This window comes from Ruegeria sp. YTSA108 (assembly GCF_059610185.1).
Genome location: NZ_JBXWND010000018.1, coordinates 12873 through 30387 on the forward strand (window position 1 = coordinate 12873; position 17515 = coordinate 30387).

A 17515-nucleotide genomic window follows, 5' to 3' on the forward strand; every position below is an offset into this window, starting at 1 on the left:
GATACTAGGCCGACAAAGACCTTGTCTTTGGGCGAAAAAATCGCTGATTTGGGTCTCAATTGCTTGGTGTACCAACAACAGAATCCACTACTTCAGCTCACCCGCATTTAGAGTGACCGCAGCTACGGCAGGTCATGCATCCTTCGATCATCACCATGTCGAACTGACCGCAGGACGGGCAGGCTTTGCCGCGGGGGCCGTCGAGGTTGACCACTTGCGCCTGAGGGTCGGATTTCAGCCCCATCCCTTCGCCCTCAAGGAAGCCTATATTGATCAGGTGCTGCTCGATCACTCCGCCAATCGCGGCCAGGATCGAGGGGATGTATTTGCCTTTCACCCAGGCCCCGCCACGCGGGTCGAACACCGCCTTGAGTTCCTCGACCACAAAGGACACATCGCCGCCCCGACGGAACACGGCCGAGATCATGCGGGTCAGCGCAAGCGTCCATGCATAATGCTCCATGTTCTTGGAGTTGATGAATACCTCGAACGGACGACGGCGGCCGCCAATGACAATGTCATTTATGGTCAGGTAAATCGCATGCTCGCTGTCGGGCCATTTCAACTTATATGTTGACCCCTCAAGCGATTGTGGGCGGTCCAGCGGTTCGGACATGTAGATGACATCGCCGCCATCAACCTCGTGCGGCGCATCCGCGCTTTCTCCAGGAGCTTTGTCGGCACTCTCTGATACGGTCAGAACCGACCCCGTCACATCGTTGGGGCGATAGGTCGTGCACCCTTTGCAGCCCTGATCCCAGGCCTGCATGTAGACATCTTTGAAAGCGTCAAAGCTGATATCCTCGGGGCAGTTGATCGTCTTGGAAATCGAGCTGTCGATCCATTTCTGTGCCGCCGCCTGCATCTTGACATGATCAGACGGAGGCAGCGTCTGCGCGTTGACGAAATAGTCGGGCAGGTCCTTATCACCAAACTTGTCGCGCCACATCTGAACGGCGTAATCCACGACTTCTTCTTCGGTGCGCGAGCCATCTTTTTGCAGGACCTTGCGCGTATACGCATAGGCAAAGACCGGCTCGATCCCCGAAGAGACGTTGCCCGCGTACAGGGAAATCGTCCCCGTCGGGGCAATCGACGTCAGCAGCGCGTTGCGGATGCCGTGTTCGCGGATCGCATCGCGTACGTCGTCATCCATCTGCAGCATTGTGCCGCTGGCCAGGTATTTCTCGGCTTCGAACAAGGGAAACGCCCCCTTTTCCTTTGCCAAATCGACCGACGCCAGATACGCGGCGCGGGCGATTGCGTGCAACCAGCGCTCGGTCTGACGCGCCGCCTCGTCAGAGCCATAGCGTAGACCCAGCATCAACAGTGCATCGGCCAGCCCGGTGACACCCAAACCAATGCGGCGTTTGTCTTGCGCCTCAGCCTCTTGTTCGGCCAGCGGAAATTTCGAGGCGTCGACCACATTGTCCATCATGCGAACGGCGGTGGCGACCAGCTCTTGCAGCGCGGCCTCATCCAGATGAGCGGCATCCTCGAACGGTCCGGTCACCAAACGCGCCAGGTTGATCGAGCCCAGCAGGCAGGCGCCATAAGGCGGCAGGGGCTGTTCGCCGCAGGGGTTCGTCGCCGCGATGGTCTCGACATAGCTGAGGTTGTTGGCCGCATTGATCCGATCGATGAAGATCACACCTGGCTCGGCATAGTCGTAAGTGGCCTGCATGATCTTGTTCCATAGATCGCGGGCCTGGATGGTGTGATAGACCTTGCCATCAAACACCAGTTCCCACGGGCCATCGGCCTTGACTGCCTCCATGAACGGATCTGTCACCAGAACCGACATGTTGAACATGCGCAGACGGGCCGGGTCGGATTTGGCGGTGATGAACTGTTCGATATCGGGATGATCGCAGCGCATGGTCGCCATCATCGCCCCGCGGCGCGACCCCGCAGACATGATCGTCCGGCACATCGCGTCCCACACATCCATAAAGCTCAGCGGCCCCGAGGCGTCCGCCGCCACCCCGTGTACATCCGCCCCACGCGGACGAATGGTTGAGAAATCATAGCCGATCCCCCCACCCTGCTGCATGGTCAGGGCGGCCTCTTTCAACATATCGAAAATACCGCCCATGCTGTCTGGTATGGTTCCCATGACAAAACAGTTGAACAGGGTCACCCGGCGTGCAGTGCCCGCACCGGCGGTGATGCGTCCGGCGGGCAGATATTTGAAATCCTCCAACGCCTCAAAGAACTTGTCTTCCCAATGAGCAGGGTCCTGTTCCACGCGGGCCAGATCGCGAGCGATACGGCGCCAGCTGTCTTCAACCGTTTGGTCTATGGGCGTTCCATCCGCCTGTTTAAAGCGGTATTTCATGTCCCAGATCTGCTCGGCGATGGGGGCGGCAAAGCGGCTCATTGGTGATTCCCTGTCTTGAAAGAGGTATCCAGATTAGCCCAATTCGCACCTTCACCACAACACCTTGATGAAGCGGTGCAGAAGACTACAATATAAAGGTAGCCTTGGGACGACTCTGTGGGAAAGCTGTGGATAAGTACGTAAACCTTATAAAACTGTCCGTCGGATCAGAAAGCGTCGACACGCTGATCGCATGGCAGGAGAGTCGCATGCCTCTGTACGAGGACGGATTGCCGCGCCACGTGACACGCATGTGGCCCAAACGCGAGGCAGAGATTCTGAATGGCGGATCAATCTATTGGGTGATCAAAGGCGTTGTGCAATGCCGTCAGCGCATCCTACGAATGGACGAAGTGATCGGGGATGACGGCATTCGCCGCTGCGCCATTATTCTGGATCCTGAGGTTCATCGCACCCAGAACGCCCTGAAGCGCCCCTTTCAGGGGTGGCGTTATCTCAAGCCCGAGGACACCCCCGCCGATCTGCCAAAAACCCGCGCGCAGGACGATGCCCTGCCCGATGATCTAAACCGCGCGCTGGCGGATATCGGCGTGCTGTAATCAGGCCAGACGGTCGAGCACCTCAGTCAGAACATCCTTGTCTTCGTCCGTATACTTGGCCACCCGGCTGCGCCATAGGGTTGCTTGCGATTGCAGGATCAGCCCGTCTGTCAGGATTTTCAGATGGTTGGCGCGCAGGGTTTCCCCCGTTGACGTGATATCGGCAATCGCTTCGGCGGTTTCATTCATTACCGTGCCTTCGGTCGCCCCCTGGCTGTCGACCAGCGTATAATCGGCCACGCCCGCATCTGTCAGAAATTCACGCACCAACCGGTGGTATTTGGTGGCAATCCGCAGGCGGTGGCCGTGGGTCTTGCGAAAAGCCGCCGCCGCCGCGTCAAGGTCATCAAGCGTGTCCACGTCGACCCAGCAGGCTGGCGTAGCGATGATCAGATCGGCCTTGCCAAACCCAAGCGGAGATACTTCTTCGACCTGCTGTTCCCAGCGCGGCAGCTTTTCATGCACCAGATCAATTCCGGTGACGCCAAGATGAATGCGACCAGCGGCCAGTTCACGCGGAATTTCCCCCGCCGATAACAGGATCAGCGAGACACCCTCGATCCCTTCCACCTTACCGGCATATTCGCGGTCCGATCCGCTGCGAGACAGGGTGATGCCGCGCTTTTCGAACCACGAAAAGGTCTTTTCCATCAACCGGCCCTTTGAAGGCACGCCCAGTTTCAGGCTCATTGCGCCTCCTCCTCAATCTCCAGCATCAGGTCCGGGCGCAGCACGCCGCCAACTGCGGGGATTTCTGCCCCTTTGCCCAAGTGGCGGGTCAGTGCATCATAGCGCCCCCCAGTGGCAATGGGCGGCAAATCCGGCCGGCCCTCGGCGTAGAAACCAAAGACAAACCCGTCATAATACTCCATCGAGGTCCGGCCATAAGACGCTTCGAAATCCAACCTGTCCACATCCACGCCGCGCGCTTGCAAGGCCGCGATCCGCGCCTCAAGCCGGTCCAGTGCCGGGGTGATCTGCGGCAAGTCCACCGCCACGTCGCGCAGCTGTTCAAGCGCAAAGGGCATGGTTTCGCGGACGTTCAGCAGGGTTTCCAACCCGGCCAGTTCGTTGTCGGAAATCGGTGGGGTATCACGATCCTCACGCAGGGCTTCGATCCGTGCCTGAATTTCAGAGGCGCGGCGCTTGCCGATCATAGGCGCGTCGGTTGCCAAAGGGTCAGCAGCCTCGAGTAAGGTCTTGCGTCCTTCAGGCCCCGGCTTGCGCCCAGCGAAACGGTCCAGCAAGACGCGAAAACGGCGGGGCCGCCACAGATGGCGCATCAGCGCCGCCTTGCGCCGGTCGGAAGTCCTCAGTCCCTGGACAGCAGCGGTCAGAATACCGATATCGCCGGTTGCCGCCCGCAGGGGCAACCCACGCAGTTGCAACGCGAACAGCGAAAACACTTCGGCATCGGCACTGGCCGGATCGGTGCGATCAAACACCTCATACCCGACCTGGATATATTCATTCGCGCGATCCGGATCGTGTTCCTGCCGCCGAAACACCTCACCCGAATAGGTATAGCGCGCCGGTTCGGCACCGTCGGACATGTGCATCTGCACCACCGGCAGCGTGAAATCCGGGCGCAGCATTTGTTCACCATGCAGCGCATCCGAGGTAACGTAAGCACGGGCGCGAATGTCTTCCCCATAGAGGTCCAGCAACGTTTCAGCCGGTTGCAACAGAGGCGGATCAACAACCCGGGCACCTGCGGTCTCGAAACGCACCCGCATCATCGCGGCGCGCGTCTGTATCTGAGTACGGTTGGCCATGGCTCAGTCCTGATTGTCCAGAATTTCACGCACCTTGGCGACCAGATTACCGCGCGGCACTTCGAACTGGCTTGGGCGTTCTTTCCATTCCTCAAGCGTGGCGCTTTCGGCGATCTTTGCACCAAGGATCAGGTCCTTGATCTGCACGATCCCATTCGCCTTTTCGTCGCCACCTTCGATGACCGCAATGGGTGAGTTCCGCTTGTCCGCATATTTCAGCTGATTGCCAAAGTTCTTGGGGTTGCCCAGATACACCTCGGCCCGGATACCTGCATTGCGCAGCTCGGCCACCATGGCCTGATAATCCGCCATGCGGTCGCGATCCATCACGGTGATAACCACCGGCCCCTTGGCCTGTGCGCTGATCCGTCCCTTTTCGCGCAGGGCGGCCAAAAGACGGTCAACCCCGATCGAGACGCCGGTCGCGGGCACTTCCTGTCCAGTGAAACGCTTGACCAGATCGTCATAGCGCCCGCCGCCTGCGACAGAGCCGAACTGCCGCTTGCGGCCTTTCTCGTCAAAGATATCAAAGGTCAACTCGGCCTCATAGACCGGACCGGTGTAATAGCCCAACCCACGCACGACCGATGGGTCAATCTCGATCCGATCCGCGCCATAGCCGCCGGCTTCCAGCAAGGTCCCGATCTGTTCCAGTTCGCCAATGCCATCCGCACCGATTTGGCTGTCACCCACGGCGGCACGCAGATTGGCCAGCGTTCCTGCGGTATCTGCAGCTTTGGAGGTCAGGAAGGCGATGACCGGTTCTGCCTGTTCATCGCTTAGACCCACGCCGTCGATGAAGGCACCTGACGCGTCCAGACGACCCTTGGTCAGCAATTCGCGCACGCCTGCTTCGCCCACCTTATCGAACTTGTCGATGGTGCGCAGCACGCTGTCACGGGCGGCAGCGTCTTCGCCCAGACCCATCGCCTCGAGCACGCCGTTCAGTACCTTGCGATTATTCACCCGCACCAGATAGTCACCGCGCGGGATGCCCACGGTTTCCAGCGTATCCGACAACATGGCGCAAATCTCGGCATCCGCCGCCATTGATGCGGTACCCACCGTATCCGCATCACATTGATAAAACTGACGATACCGCCCCGGGCCTGGCTTTTCGTTGCGCCAGACCGGACCCATCGCATAGCGGCGATAGGGTGTCGGCAGATCGTTGCGGTGCTGCGCATAGACGCGGGCCAATGGCGCGGTCAGGTCATAGCGCAGGGCCATCCAATCGCCCTTGTCGTTCTCATCGAATTCCTGCCAAGCAAAGACGCCTTCGTTCGGGCGATCCACGTCAGGCAGGAACTTGCCCAGCGCTTCGACCGTTTCGACCGCGCTGCTCTCCAAAGCATCAAAGCCATAGCGATGATAGACACCCGCGATAGTCCGCAGCATCTCGGTGCGCTGCGTGACTTCCTCGCCAAAATAGTCGCGAAACCCCTTCGGCGTTACGGCCTTGGGGCGGGGCTGTTTCTTGGGCTTGGCCATTTGGGGCGTCCTTGGGCGTTAAGTGTTCCGCGCGCGGTCTATCCCATGGCCCGTTTCGGGGCAAGGCGCGCTTTCGCTGGCCTTGCACAGCCGGTGCCGTTATGACCGGCGCGAGACAGGAGTTTCCAATGCAACATCTGGAAGAGCAAATCGCCCATCTGACCCGCACGGTCGAAGATCTGAACACAATCGTCACGCGGCAGCAGGATGAGATCGACAACTTGACCCGCCGGGTTGAGGTGCTGATGCGCCGCGAAGGTGAACGGGCACAAGAAGGATCAGGCGGCATCATCCTCGGAGACGAACGCCCGCCGCATTATTGATCATTCAGTCAAACAATGTCTGCGACACGAATGACATAAACTCCTTCGCGGATTCTATCATGCTCACTAACTGGCTTAAAATCATGCCGCTTAACGAGTCTGACGCCATGCTTGGTCGCAGGTCTAGCATAAGCTTTAGACACTTCCTTTCCGACCAGATAGGTTTTCATCAGCTCCAATGTAGCGGCACGTGCCCGTAATCCTTCTGCAGCAAGACTCCCTATATAGACAGGTGTACGCTTCCGAAAACTCTTGGCAAAGCAACTGACATCTTGCGATTCACCTATCAAGTCCCTTTCCTTAACCTGCTCTTCACCCTTGTTGGTGAGAGGCAGAACACAAAAGTACCCAACAATCTTGTTATCGCGCGTATCCACGACTTTTCGAATTGAACGTGAATTGTGGTTATATAGCTGCTCGGTATTACCTTGGGTAATTTGTTCGCCAATCTGACGTTTGGCCAAAGCCACAATGACCGGCAGATCGACGGCTTTCGCTTCACGAAGAGCAAGGAACTCGAGTGTCGACGGCGCGAGCCTCGCCCCAGCTTCAACGATCCAAGAGATCAACTCGAGAATCGCCACCAAAGCAAGCAAGCCCAAGAAGGAAACACCCAAATACTTCAACAGGAATATATACGGAGCCGCGATTGGGAATTCGGCAGCAATCCAGTCTCGCACTCCCACGAGGGATAAAGTCGTACCAAAAAAGAAAACCAACAACGCAATTAGGGTTCTATTCATACCAACGATCTTTCAACTTCTGAAAGATCAGTTAGATAATACGCAACCTTCTTTGCAAGATTTTTTTCGCTACAGTCGCAATCAGATAGACCGTGAACAGTACAATATAAAGCTCTAACATCATCGCCTCCGCGTGGAGCCTTCAATATGGACTTCAAATACAATTTTCAACTTCATTTCTAGTGCCAAACAGTTCAAATATCGTGAATGAGCTGAATTTAGCTCAAAACCCCTGAACAAACAAGGAACTTTACATTTCCTCAACCGACATCACGCCGTCCAGCGACTTGATCGCCCCTTTGATCTGCGGGTTGATCGGGAATTCCTGGCCAAGGTCCATCTCGACATCTCCCGGCAGGCCAGGATCAAGCAGGCACAGATGGATAGGCCCTTTCGCAGCCCCCTTGGCTGCGCCAGCGGCATCTTCCAGAACTTTGGCAACTGTGGGCAGAACCTGCAGCTGATCAACAAAAATGCGCAGCCCGGTCGCCCCTGCCTCGGCCACGACCGCATCTACCGGCCCGACGGACCGGCCTAGCAGTTTGAGTTGATCGGCCTCCATCGTTGCTTCGGCGGTCAGCACCACCTGTGCACCGGTTTCCAGAAACTCACGGGATTTCTCCAGCGTTTCGGAAAACAGTGTGACCTCATAGGCACCTGTAGGGTCAGAAAGTTGGGCAAAGGCAAACCGGTTTCCGCGCGCAGATTTCCGTTCCTGCCGCCCAGCCACTACACCGGCCATCTTGGCGATCAGCGGACCCGAGCGTGCCTTTTCCATCACCTCATCCAGTGTCAGTACCTGCTTGCGTTTTAGGGCAGGCATATAATCATCCAGCGGGTGGCCGGACAGGTAAAATCCGATGGCCTTGAACTCTTCGCTCAAACGCTCGGCAGGCAACCAGTCCGGCGTCGGCGAAAGGCGTGGCTCGGGCAGGTCGTCGCCCGCCTCGCCGAAAAGCGATACCTGGTTCGAGTTCTTCTGATCGTGGATCGCAGCTGAATATTGCACCAGCGGATCAAGGCTTTCGAAGACGCGGCGGCGGTTCTTGTCGAGTTCATCAAACGCGCCAGCACGCACCAGCATTTCCAAGGGCCGCTTGCCGACCTTCTTCAGATCGACGCGGCGGGCAACGTCGAAGAGATTGACGAACGGTTTGCCTGCACGTCCTTCTACTACCAAATTCATCGCCTCAACGCCGACGTTTTTCAACGCGCCCAGCGCGTAAACCAGATGCTGATCCACCACGTCAAACGTGGATTGCGAGCGGTTCACGCAGGGCGGTATGTAAGGTAGTTCCAACCCTTTGCGGACTTCCTCGAAGTAAACCGCCAGCTTGTCAGTCAGATGGATATCGCAGTTCATGACCCCGGCCATGAACTCGACCGGGTGGTTCGCCTTCAACCAGCCGGTCTGATAGCTGACCACGGCATAGGCGGCAGCGTGGGATTTGTTGAAGCCATAGTTGGCGAATTTATCCAACAGGTTCCAGACCTCGGTCGCCTTAGCCTCGTCCACGTCATTCTCAGCAGCGCCTTTGAGGAACTTAGGCCGCTCGGCATCCATCGCCTCCTGAATTTTCTTACCCATCGCGCGGCGCAGCAAATCCGCTCCGCCAAGGCTATAGCCCGCCATTTCCTGAGCGATCTGCATAACCTGTTCCTGGTAGACGATAATGCCTTGGGTTTCGTCCAGGATATGGTCGATGGAAGGGTGCAGCGTGTCCCGTTCGCTCAGCTTGTTCTTGACCTCGCAGAACTTGGGGATGTTCTCCATCGGGCCCGGACGGTATAGCGCGACGAGGGCGATGATATCCTCGATACAATCCGGTTTCATCCGCTTGAGCGCATCCATCATGCCCGAGGATTCCACCTGGAACACCGCTACGGTCTTGGCCGCTGAGTAGAGTTTGTAAGTCGCTTCATCATCCAGCGGGATGGCGTTAATCTGGTTCGCCGCCCCCTCGGCGGCTTCGTACAGCTCGGTTCCGTCAGCAGCGATGTGCAGGTCGCGCCCGGATTTGAAGATCAGATCCATCGCATTCTGGATCACGGTCAGTGTCTTCAGACCCAGAAAGTCGAACTTGACCAGCCCGGCCTGTTCTACCCATTTCATGTTGAACTGGGTCGCAGGCATGTCGGAACGCGGATCCTGATACAGCGGCACCAGCGCATCCAGCGGACGGTCGCCAATCACCACACCAGCCGCGTGGGTCGACGCGTTTCGCAACAGCCCCTCGACCTGCCGGCCATAAGTCAGCAGACGGTCCACAACCTCCTCGTTACGCGCCTCTTCACGCAGACGCGGTTCGTCTTTAAGCGCCTTTTCAATCGAGACGGGTTTCACCCCTTCGACCGGGATCATCTTGGACAGACGGTCCACCTGCCCATATGGCATCTGCAAAACCCGCCCGATGTCACGCACGGCGGCCTTCGACAGCAGCGCGCCAAAAGTTATGATCTGCCCAACCTTGTCGCGCCCATATTTCTGCTGCACGTAGCGGATCACCTCTTCGCGGCGGTCCATGCAGAAGTCGATATCGAAGTCAGGCATCGATACCCGTTCGGGGTTCAGGAAGCGTTCGAACAGCAGCGAATAACGCAACGGATCAAGGTCGGTGATCGTCAGCGCATAGGCCACCAGCGACCCCGCGCCCGAGCCCCGCCCCGGCCCAACCGGGATATCGTGATCCTTGGACCACTGAATAAAATCGGCAACAATCAGGAAATAACCGGGAAACCCCATGCCCTCGATGATGTCCAGTTCGAAATCCAGCCGCTTCTGATACTCTTCAGGGGTTACCGCATGCGGGATCACGGCCAGACGTTTCTGCAGACCTTCATTGGCGATGCGGCGCAGCTCGGCCACCTCGTCATCGGCGAATTTCGGCAGGATCGGATCACGGCGATAGGCCATGAACGCACAGCGCCTGGCGATCTCGACCGTGTTTTCGATTGCTTCGGGCAGATCGGCGAACAGGGTCGCCATTTCCTGCTGCGACTTGAAATAATGCTGTGCGGTCAGACGGCGGCGGCCATCCTGCTGATCGACATAAGCGCCCTCGGCAATACAGATCAGCGCATCATGCGCTTCGTACATGTCCGTGGTCGGGAAGTAGACATCGTTGGTAGCCACCAGCGGAAGGTTCTTGGCATAGGCCATTTCAACATGGCCGCGCTCGGTCAGACGTTCGGCCTCGGGCTGACCACCCTCGCCTGGATGGCGCTGTAATTCGACATACAGACGATCCGGGAACATGGTTGCAAGGCGATCCACCAAGACCTCGGCCGCTGGGCGCTGCCCTTGCCGCAACAAGCGACCCACCGGTCCGTCGGGGCCGCCAGACAGGCAGATCAGACCATCCGAGCGCTCTGTCAGTTCATCCAATGTCACCTGCGGCAACTGCCCGCCCTTGTCCACATACAGGCAAGAGCTGAGCTTCATTAGGTTTTCATACCCGACCTCTGACTGCGCCAGCAGCACCAGCGGCGCGGGGGCTTTCGCTTTCTCGCCCGGTTGCGCCTGCAGGTAGGTCAGGTCGACCTGGCACCCCATGATCGGCTGAACACCCGCCCCACTGGCGGTGACCGAAAACTCCAGCGCAGAGAACATGCTGTTGGTGTCCGTGACGGCGACGGCAGGCATCTCAAGCTTTTCACACAGACCAGGCAGCTTTTTCAGCCGCACGGCGCCTTCCAGCAGGGAATATTCGGTGTGAACGCGGAGGTGGATGAATCGTGGAGTGCTGCTCATGCCGCCCACGCTATCGCAGCCAGTGGTGGTACAAAAGCCTGAACCTTAGGTTCGGATTGCCAAAAAAACAGGCGCTGATTGTTCGGGAAATCCATAAGGTGCTTCGGACTCTGAGGGTGAAACATGCTGCAAAACCTTTTATTTTCAATGTGATGAACATCGAAACCACATGAAACACAAGGATCGGACCAATGAAATGATACATCAGAAGCGCGGTTTTTCTTGCCAGATTGGCTGCGCTGTTTCTAACATCTAGTGGCAAGCTATCCGCCCGCACTCTTTCTACGTCGCATCGAAGGAGAGCATTCAGAGGCGCAATTCGGTAACGCGACGGGTTTCACGAATGGATATCACGTTTCTTCTGAACGGAGAGACAGTGGAGTTGGCGAATGTCGATCCGACAGTCACCTTGTTGGATTGGCTGCGCGAGGATCGCTCTCTGACCGGCACCAAAGAGGGCTGCAACGAAGGTGATTGCGGTGCCTGCACTGTCATGGTGACGGATCAGGGGGGAGCCAAAGCTCTGAACTCCTGCATTCTGTTCCTGCCTCAGCTCCACGGCAAAGCGGTGCGCACCGTCGAAGGCGCCAGCAGCCCGGACGGGAAGGCCCACCCGGTACAGCAGGCAATGGTTGATCTGCACGGGTCGCAATGTGGCTTTTGCACCCCCGGCTTTGTAATGTCGATGGTGGCCGGGCATGCGAATGGTGCAACCGAACACGACACACAGCTGGCCGGGAACCTGTGCCGCTGCACGGGCTATGCGCCGATTATCCGTGCCGCCAAAGCCGCCGAAAAGCACCCTGTTCCCGTCTGGGTCAAGGACAAGCCTGACGCAGCACCCGCCGCGTCTCCTATGCTGCCGCGGTCCTCGGACGAGCTTGCCGCCATTTATGCTGAACACCCAGAGGCCACCCTGGTCGCTGGCGCGACCGATGTAGGCCTTTGGGTCACCAAACAGTTGCGCGACCTGAAAACAGTAATCTTCATGAACGGTTGCGATGATCTGAAACAGATCACGGTTACTGACAATGAAATTCGCCTTGGTGCCATGGTCGATATGAACCGCATGGGCGAAGCGCTGGGGGATCTGCACCCCTCTTATGCTGAAATGATCCGCCGCTATGCCAGCGTACAGGTGCGGCACGCCGCAACCGTAGGCGGTAATATCGCCAATGGGTCACCAATCGGTGACAACCCGCCTGCACTGATTGCCCTGGGCGCCAGCCTGCACCTGCGCAAAGGCGACACAAGGCGAACGCTGCCCTTGGAAGAGTTCTTCATCGACTATGGAAAACAGGATCGCGTACCCGGAGAATTCGTCGAAGCCGTAAGCTTCCCGCGCCAGGCGGATCGGTTGAAATGCTACAAGCTCAGCAAGCGGTTTGATCAGGATATCTCGGCCGTTTGTGGGTGTTTCAACATTACCGTTGCAGAAGGTACCGTCACTCAGACACGCATCGCATTTGGCGGCATGGCGGGCGTTCCAAAACGTGCCACTCAAGTCGAAGCTTCGTTGACCGGCAAGCCATGGACAGCTGCTACGGTTCAATCCGCTCTGACGATGTTTGCCGAGGATTACGCGCCAATGTCAGATATGCGCGCCTCGGCTCATTACCGCCTTGAGACGGCGAAAGCGATGCTGGAGCGTTATTTCCTTGAAGATCAGGGCCAAGTAACCAATGTGCTGGAGGTGTCGGCATGAGCGTGACAAAACCACTGCCTCATGACGCCGCGCCGCTGCATGTGTCCGGTTCAGCGCGCTATGTGGACGATATCCCTACGCCCAAAGGCACGCTGCATCTGGCCTTTGGGCTTAGCCCGATTGCCAAGGGTCGGATTGCCGCGATGGACCTGTCAGCGGTCAAGGCGGCCGACGGCGTGGTCATGGTGATGACCGCCGAAGACCTGCCTTTTGCCAATGATGTCTCACCGTCCATTCATGACGAGCCCTTGCTGTCAGACGGCACCGTCCACTATATCGGCCAGCCCGTGTTTCTGGTTGTCGCCACCAGCCATCTGGCAGCGCGCAAAGCCGCGCGACTGGGCAAGATCGACTATGCCGAAGAAACCGCGATCCTGACGATTGAGCAGGCTCTGGCCGCCGACAGTCGGTTCGAGGACGGCCCGCGCATCTACACCAAAGGTGATGCAGACGCCGCCATCGCAGGCGCGGCGCATGTGATCGAAGGCAGTTTTGAGCTTGGCGGACAAGAGCATTTCTATCTGGAAGGTCAGGCTGCACTGGCGGTGCCGAATGAGGGTGCTGATATGCTGGTCCACAGCTCGACCCAGCACCCGACTGAGATTCAGCACAAAGTGGCAGAGGCTCTGGGCGTTCCCATGCATGCCGTGCGCGTTGAAACCCGGCGCATGGGCGGCGGGTTCGGGGGCAAGGAAAGCCAGGGCAACGCTCTGGCTGTTTCCTGCGCAGTGGCTGCGCGGGCAACCGGCAAGGCCTGCAAGATGCGCTATGACCGCGATGACGACATGATCATCACCGGTAAGCGGCATGCCTTTCGCATTGGCTATAAGGCCGGATTCGATGAGGACGGGCATATTCAGGGGGTGTCCTTTCTGCACCACGCTATATGCGGATGGGCACAAGACCTGTCGCTGCCCGTCGCGGACCGGGCGATGCTGCATTCCGACAATGCGTATCTGCTGCCCAATGCGCGGATCGAAAGTCACCGGCTGAAAACCAACACCCAATCTGCCACCGCCTATCGGGGGTTTGGAGGCCCTCAGGGTATGGTTGGAATCGAACGCCTCATGGACCACGCCGCGCATGAGCTGGGTCTGGACCCGGTCGAGCTGCGCCGCAGGAACTATTACGCTGCCCCCGCGGGTACCGATGACCATGCCGCTGATCGCAGTAGCGGCGATACGCCAAACACCACCCCTTATGGCATGGAAGTCGAAGATTTCGAACTTCACGGCATGACCGAAGCCTTGTTGAATTCCAGCGACTATGCCGCGCGCAAGGCCGCAATTCAGAAATGGAATGCCGAGAACAGCGTGATCAAAAAGGGCATCGCCTTCTCTCCGGTCAAGTTCGGCATTTCCTTCACTCTGACCCATCTGAATCAGGCCGGAGCGCTGGTGCATGTGTACCAGGACGGGTCCGTGCACCTGAACCATGGCGGTACCGAGATGGGCCAGGGCCTGTTTCAAAAAGTGGCCCAGGTTGCCGCCTCACGCTTTGGTATTCCGCTAGAGATGGTGAAGATCACCGCCACAGACACGGCCAAAGTGCCGAACACCTCGGCAACGGCGGCATCCTCGGGAAGCGATCTCAACGGCATGGCGGTGAAAGCCGCCTGTGACACGATCCGCGACCGGATGGCAGAGTATCTGGCCGAGCGACATCAGGCCGACCCGTCGGCTGTCACCTTCGGGGATGGTCATGTATCGGTTGGTGAGGAACGCTATACCTTTGCCGAAGCGGCTGCGCTGACCTATCAGGGCCGCATCAGCCTTTCGGCCACCGGCTTCTATAAGACACCCAAGATCGAATGGGACCGGATCAAAGGCCAAGGTCGTCCGTTTTTCTACTTCGCCTATGGCGCCTCGATCACCGAAGTTGCCGTGGACACACTAACCGGTGAGAACCGCATCTTGCGCACGGATATCCTGCATGACGCGGGGGCGTCGCTGAACCCTGCGCTGGATATCGGTCAGGTCGAAGGTGGCTATGTGCAGGGCGCGGGTTGGTTGACGACCGAAGAACTCGTCTGGGATGGCACAGGCAATCTGCGCACCCATGCGCCATCGACCTACAAGATCCCGGCTTGTTCCGACCGCCCCGACATCTTCAACGTTGCGCTTTGGGAGGCTGAAAACCGTGAGGACACGATCTATCGCTCGAAAGCAGTAGGCGAACCTCCATTCATGCTTGGGATATCCGCCTGGCTGGCACTGTCGAATGCGGTGGCGGCCTGCGGAAACGGCTACCCCGCATTGGATGCCCCCGCCACGGCAGAAGAAGTCTGGCATGGTGTCCAAAGGATGAAGGGGGACGACTGATGGGATTTGACCTTGAGACTTTGAGGGAGGCGGTCAAAACCCATGGGCGCGTGATCCGGGTAGTCATCGCCGGGATCAAGGGCTCGTCCCCACGCGAGGTTGGTGCCGCAATGCTGGTCTGGCAGGACGGGCAATCCGGCACGATCGGTGGCGGCACACTTGAGTTTCAGGCAGCCGAAGCGGCGCGGATACAAACCGCCCAATCGCGCCTGACCCATCACGCGCTTGGCCCCGACATGGGCCAGTGCTGCGGTGGCGCTGTTTCCTTGCTAAGCGAGGTCTATGACCGCAACAACATCAACGATCTGGACGACAGCATCATCGCGCGCCCAACATCGAACCAGGACATGCCACTGTCGGTCAAACGCCTGTTGACCGAAGCCCGCGGACAGGGGATTGCACCAGAGGCACAGCTGATCGAAGGCTGGATGGTCGAGCCGGTCCACAAACCAGCGCGTGCACTGTGGGTCTGGGGCGCGGGTCACGTCGGTCGCGCCCTGGTGGATGTCCTGTCACCGCTGCCCGATCTCGCAATCACTTGGGTCGATACAGGATCCAAGCGGTTTCCAGAAACCGTACCGAACGGAGTCACCGCCGTCCCTGCCGCGAAACCAGCGGAACTGGTTCGGCATGCGCCGCGTGATGCTGAACATCTGGTGCTGACTTATTCACACAATCTGGACTTGGAATTGTGCAACCGTCTGCTTTCGCACGATTTCCGCTTTGCGGGGCTGATCGGCTCGGCTACGAAATGGGCGCGGTTCCGGTCTCGGCTGGCAGCGCTGGGGCACTCGCCCGAGCGGATCAGCCGGATCACCTGCCCGATTGGCGACCCGGGCCTGGGCAAGCACCCGCAGATGATTGCCGTGGGCGTCGCATCACAACTGCTGCGCCCGATCGGGCAAAACAATTTGAAGAAGGATCTGAGCGCGTGACCACTCCACTGCTAAGTTTGCAAGGACTGACCAAAGCCTATCCCGGCGTCGTGGCCAATGATCAGGTGTCCTTTGACATCGGTGAGGGCGAAGTTCATGCCCTGTTGGGCGAAAACGGCGCGGGAAAATCCACGCTGGTCAAAATGATCTATGGCTTGGTGAAGCCCGACAGCGGCACCATGCTGTTGCGTGGCCAACCCTTTGCTCCGCCCGAGCCGCGCGCCGCGCGTGCTGACGGAATCGCGATGGTATTTCAGCATTTTTCGCTGTTCGACGCGCTGAACGTGGCCGAGAACATCGCATTGGGGATGGAGAACCCGCCGCCAATGGGCGACCTGGCCTCGCGCATTCGGGAAGTTTCGGAAACCTACGGCCTACCGCTGGACCCCTTTCGTACAGTCGGCGACCTGTCTGCGGGGGAACGCCAACGGGTTGAGATCATTCGCTGCCTTCTGCAGGATCCAAAGCTTTTGATCATGGACGAACCAACCAGTGTTCTGACTCCGCAAGAAGTCGATATCCTTTTCGAAACGCTGAATAAATTGCGGTCTGAAGGCACATCGATCCTGTATATCTCGCACAAGCTTGAAGAAATCCGCACCCTATGCGACCACGCTACGATCTTGCGTTTGGGCAAGAATGTGGGCGAATGCGTTCCGTCTGAAACCTCGGCCCGGGAGATGGCCGAGTTGATGGTCGGTTCAACCCTGCAAACACCTGAGCGCGGAGGCCGCGAGTTCGGCGAGGTCGCGCTGGATGTCAGCGGGCTTTCCGTGCCCTCACCGTCTGAATTCGGCACCGCGCTGAAGAATGTCCACATGACAGTTCGCAAAGGCGAAGTGCTGGGAATTGGCGGTGTTGCCGGCAACGGACAGGACGAACTGCTGGGTGTCCTGTCTGGCGAAATCCAGACAGCTGCCGATGCGATCAAGTTCGATGGCCAGCCGATTGGCAAACTGGGCCCAACCGCACGGCGCAAGCTGGGCGTACTGACCGCCCCCGAAGAGCGGTTGGGACATGCAGCCGCCCCAGACATGAGCCTGACCGAAAACGCCCTGCTGACCGGATCGGTCCGCGAAGGGTTGGAAAGCAACGGGTTCTTGAAATGGGCAGATACCAAAAGCTTTGCTGAAAAGATCATCAGCGCCTTTGATGTGCGCACGCCAGGGCCCGAGAATGCGGCCCGGTCATTGTCAGGCGGCAACCTACAGAAATTCGTGATCGGACGCGAAGTGTTGCAGAACCCCGATGTACTGGTCGTGAACCAACCCACATGGGGGGTGGACGCCGCTGCCGCTGCGTCGATCCGACAGGCCATTCTGGACCTTGCCGCCAAGGGCACGGCGGTGGTCTGCATCAGCCAGGATCTGGACGAATTGATGGAAATCTCGGACAGCTTTGCCGCCCTGAACGAAGGCAGGCTCAGCGCGCCACGCACAACCACGGGTCTGACCGTGGATGAGATCGGCCTGATGATGGGCGGTGCACATGGCATGGAGGTAGCCCATGTCTGATGCAAAACAAAATATGA

At 58.4% G+C, this 17515-nt stretch carries 12 protein-coding genes; 6 read left to right on the top strand and 6 right to left on the bottom strand.

The window, feature by feature from the left end; all coding sequences use genetic code 11:
- Window positions 1-97: 97 nt before the first annotated feature.
- On the bottom strand, window positions 98-2380 hold the full coding sequence (locus AC2FHW_RS18325; protein WP_271952531.1) for an adenosylcobalamin-dependent ribonucleoside-diphosphate reductase: 2283 nt from the start codon (window positions 2378-2380) through the stop codon (window positions 98-100).
- A gap of 128 nt (window positions 2381-2508) precedes the next feature.
- On the opposite strand from AC2FHW_RS18325, the gene AC2FHW_RS18330 reads away from it, so the two are divergent.
- Window positions 2509-2940 carry a DUF1489 family protein gene (locus AC2FHW_RS18330; protein ID WP_281973647.1) on the top strand — a complete coding sequence of 144 codons (432 nt, stop codon included), beginning with the start codon at window positions 2509-2511 and terminating at the stop codon, window positions 2938-2940.
- On the opposite strand, the gene hisG is transcribed toward AC2FHW_RS18330, so the two are convergent.
- Genes hisG through hisS form a run of 3 tightly spaced genes read right to left on the bottom strand, consistent with a single transcriptional unit; the run spans window position 2941 to window position 6206 of the window.
- Window positions 2941-3630, bottom strand: coding sequence for an ATP phosphoribosyltransferase (gene hisG, locus AC2FHW_RS18335; protein WP_271952535.1), 690 nt, complete (start codon window positions 3628-3630; stop codon window positions 2941-2943). It lies immediately after the preceding gene.
- Window positions 3627-4715: an ATP phosphoribosyltransferase regulatory subunit gene (locus tag AC2FHW_RS18340; protein WP_271952537.1), complete on the bottom strand. Its 1089-nt coding sequence runs from the start codon at window positions 4713-4715 to the stop codon at window positions 3627-3629. Before AC2FHW_RS18340 ends, hisG begins: the two co-directional genes overlap by 4 nt.
- 3 nt (window positions 4716-4718) lie before the next feature.
- Window positions 4719-6206, bottom strand: a complete 1488-nt coding sequence (hisS, locus tag AC2FHW_RS18345; protein ID WP_496729266.1) for a histidine--tRNA ligase — start codon at window positions 6204-6206, stop codon at window positions 4719-4721.
- 128 nt (window positions 6207-6334) lie between these two features.
- On the opposite strand from hisS, the gene AC2FHW_RS18350 reads away from it, so the two are divergent.
- The gene (locus AC2FHW_RS18350) at window positions 6335-6529 is read left to right on the top strand and encodes a SlyX family protein (protein WP_142638896.1); all 195 of its coding nucleotides are present in this window, start codon (window positions 6335-6337) and stop codon (window positions 6527-6529) included.
- A gap of 8 nt (window positions 6530-6537) precedes the next feature.
- Here AC2FHW_RS18350 and AC2FHW_RS18355 read toward each other — a convergent pair whose 3' ends face one another.
- Window positions 6538-7272 carry a hypothetical protein gene (locus tag AC2FHW_RS18355; protein WP_496822417.1) on the bottom strand — a complete coding sequence of 245 codons (735 nt, stop codon included), beginning with the start codon at window positions 7270-7272 and terminating at the stop codon, window positions 6538-6540.
- Window positions 7273-7522: 250 nt separating this feature from the next.
- Window positions 7523-11023: a DNA polymerase III subunit alpha gene (gene dnaE / locus AC2FHW_RS18360; protein WP_496822419.1), complete on the bottom strand. Its 3501-nt coding sequence runs from the start codon at window positions 11021-11023 to the stop codon at window positions 7523-7525.
- Window positions 11024-11366: 343 nt separating this feature from the next.
- Between dnaE and xdhA the strand changes: the two genes are divergently transcribed.
- Genes xdhA through AC2FHW_RS18380 form a run of 4 tightly spaced genes read left to right on the top strand, consistent with a single transcriptional unit; the run spans window position 11367 to window position 17498 of the window.
- Window positions 11367-12728, top strand: a complete 1362-nt coding sequence (xdhA, locus tag AC2FHW_RS18365; RefSeq protein ID WP_496814604.1) for a xanthine dehydrogenase small subunit — start codon at window positions 11367-11369, stop codon at window positions 12726-12728.
- Window positions 12725-15049, top strand: a complete 2325-nt coding sequence (gene xdhB, locus AC2FHW_RS18370) for a xanthine dehydrogenase molybdopterin binding subunit (RefSeq protein WP_496822420.1) — start codon at window positions 12725-12727, stop codon at window positions 15047-15049. Before xdhA ends, xdhB begins: the two co-directional genes overlap by 4 nt.
- On the top strand, window positions 15049-15984 hold the full coding sequence (gene xdhC / locus AC2FHW_RS18375) for a xanthine dehydrogenase accessory protein XdhC (RefSeq protein ID WP_271952550.1): 936 nt from the start codon (window positions 15049-15051) through the stop codon (window positions 15982-15984). The genes xdhB and xdhC overlap by 1 nt, the downstream gene beginning before the upstream one ends.
- On the top strand, window positions 15981-17498 hold the full coding sequence (locus AC2FHW_RS18380; protein WP_142638946.1) for an ABC transporter ATP-binding protein: 1518 nt from the start codon (window positions 15981-15983) through the stop codon (window positions 17496-17498). Before xdhC ends, AC2FHW_RS18380 begins: the two co-directional genes overlap by 4 nt.
- Window positions 17499-17515 lie beyond the last annotated feature (17 nt).

Bases quoted from the DNA above. Each gene is read 5' to 3' on its own strand.
- AC2FHW_RS18355 (WP_496822417.1), bottom strand. From the start codon at position 7,272: ATGAATAGAACCCTAATTGCGTTGTTGGTTTTCTTTTTTGGTACGACT.
- AC2FHW_RS18325 (WP_271952531.1), bottom strand. From the start codon at position 2,380: ATGAGCCGCTTTGCCGCCCCCATCGCCGAGCAGATCTGGGACATGAAA.
- AC2FHW_RS18340 (WP_271952537.1), bottom strand. From the start codon at position 4,715: ATGGCCAACCGTACTCAGATACAGACGCGCGCCGCGATGATGCGGGTG.
- dnaE (WP_496822419.1), bottom strand. From the start codon at position 11,023: ATGAGCAGCACTCCACGATTCATCCACCTCCGCGTTCACACCGAATAT.
- xdhA (WP_496814604.1), top strand. From the start codon at position 11,367: ATGGATATCACGTTTCTTCTGAACGGAGAGACAGTGGAGTTGGCGAAT.
- hisG (WP_271952535.1), bottom strand. From the start codon at position 3,630: ATGAGCCTGAAACTGGGCGTGCCTTCAAAGGGCCGGTTGATGGAAAAG.
- xdhB (WP_496822420.1), top strand. From the start codon at position 12,725: ATGAGCGTGACAAAACCACTGCCTCATGACGCCGCGCCGCTGCATGTG.
- xdhC (WP_271952550.1), top strand. From the start codon at position 15,049: ATGGGATTTGACCTTGAGACTTTGAGGGAGGCGGTCAAAACCCATGGG.
- hisS (WP_496729266.1), bottom strand. From the start codon at position 6,206: ATGGCCAAGCCCAAGAAACAGCCCCGCCCCAAGGCCGTAACGCCGAAG.
- AC2FHW_RS18350 (WP_142638896.1), top strand. From the start codon at position 6,335: ATGCAACATCTGGAAGAGCAAATCGCCCATCTGACCCGCACGGTCGAA.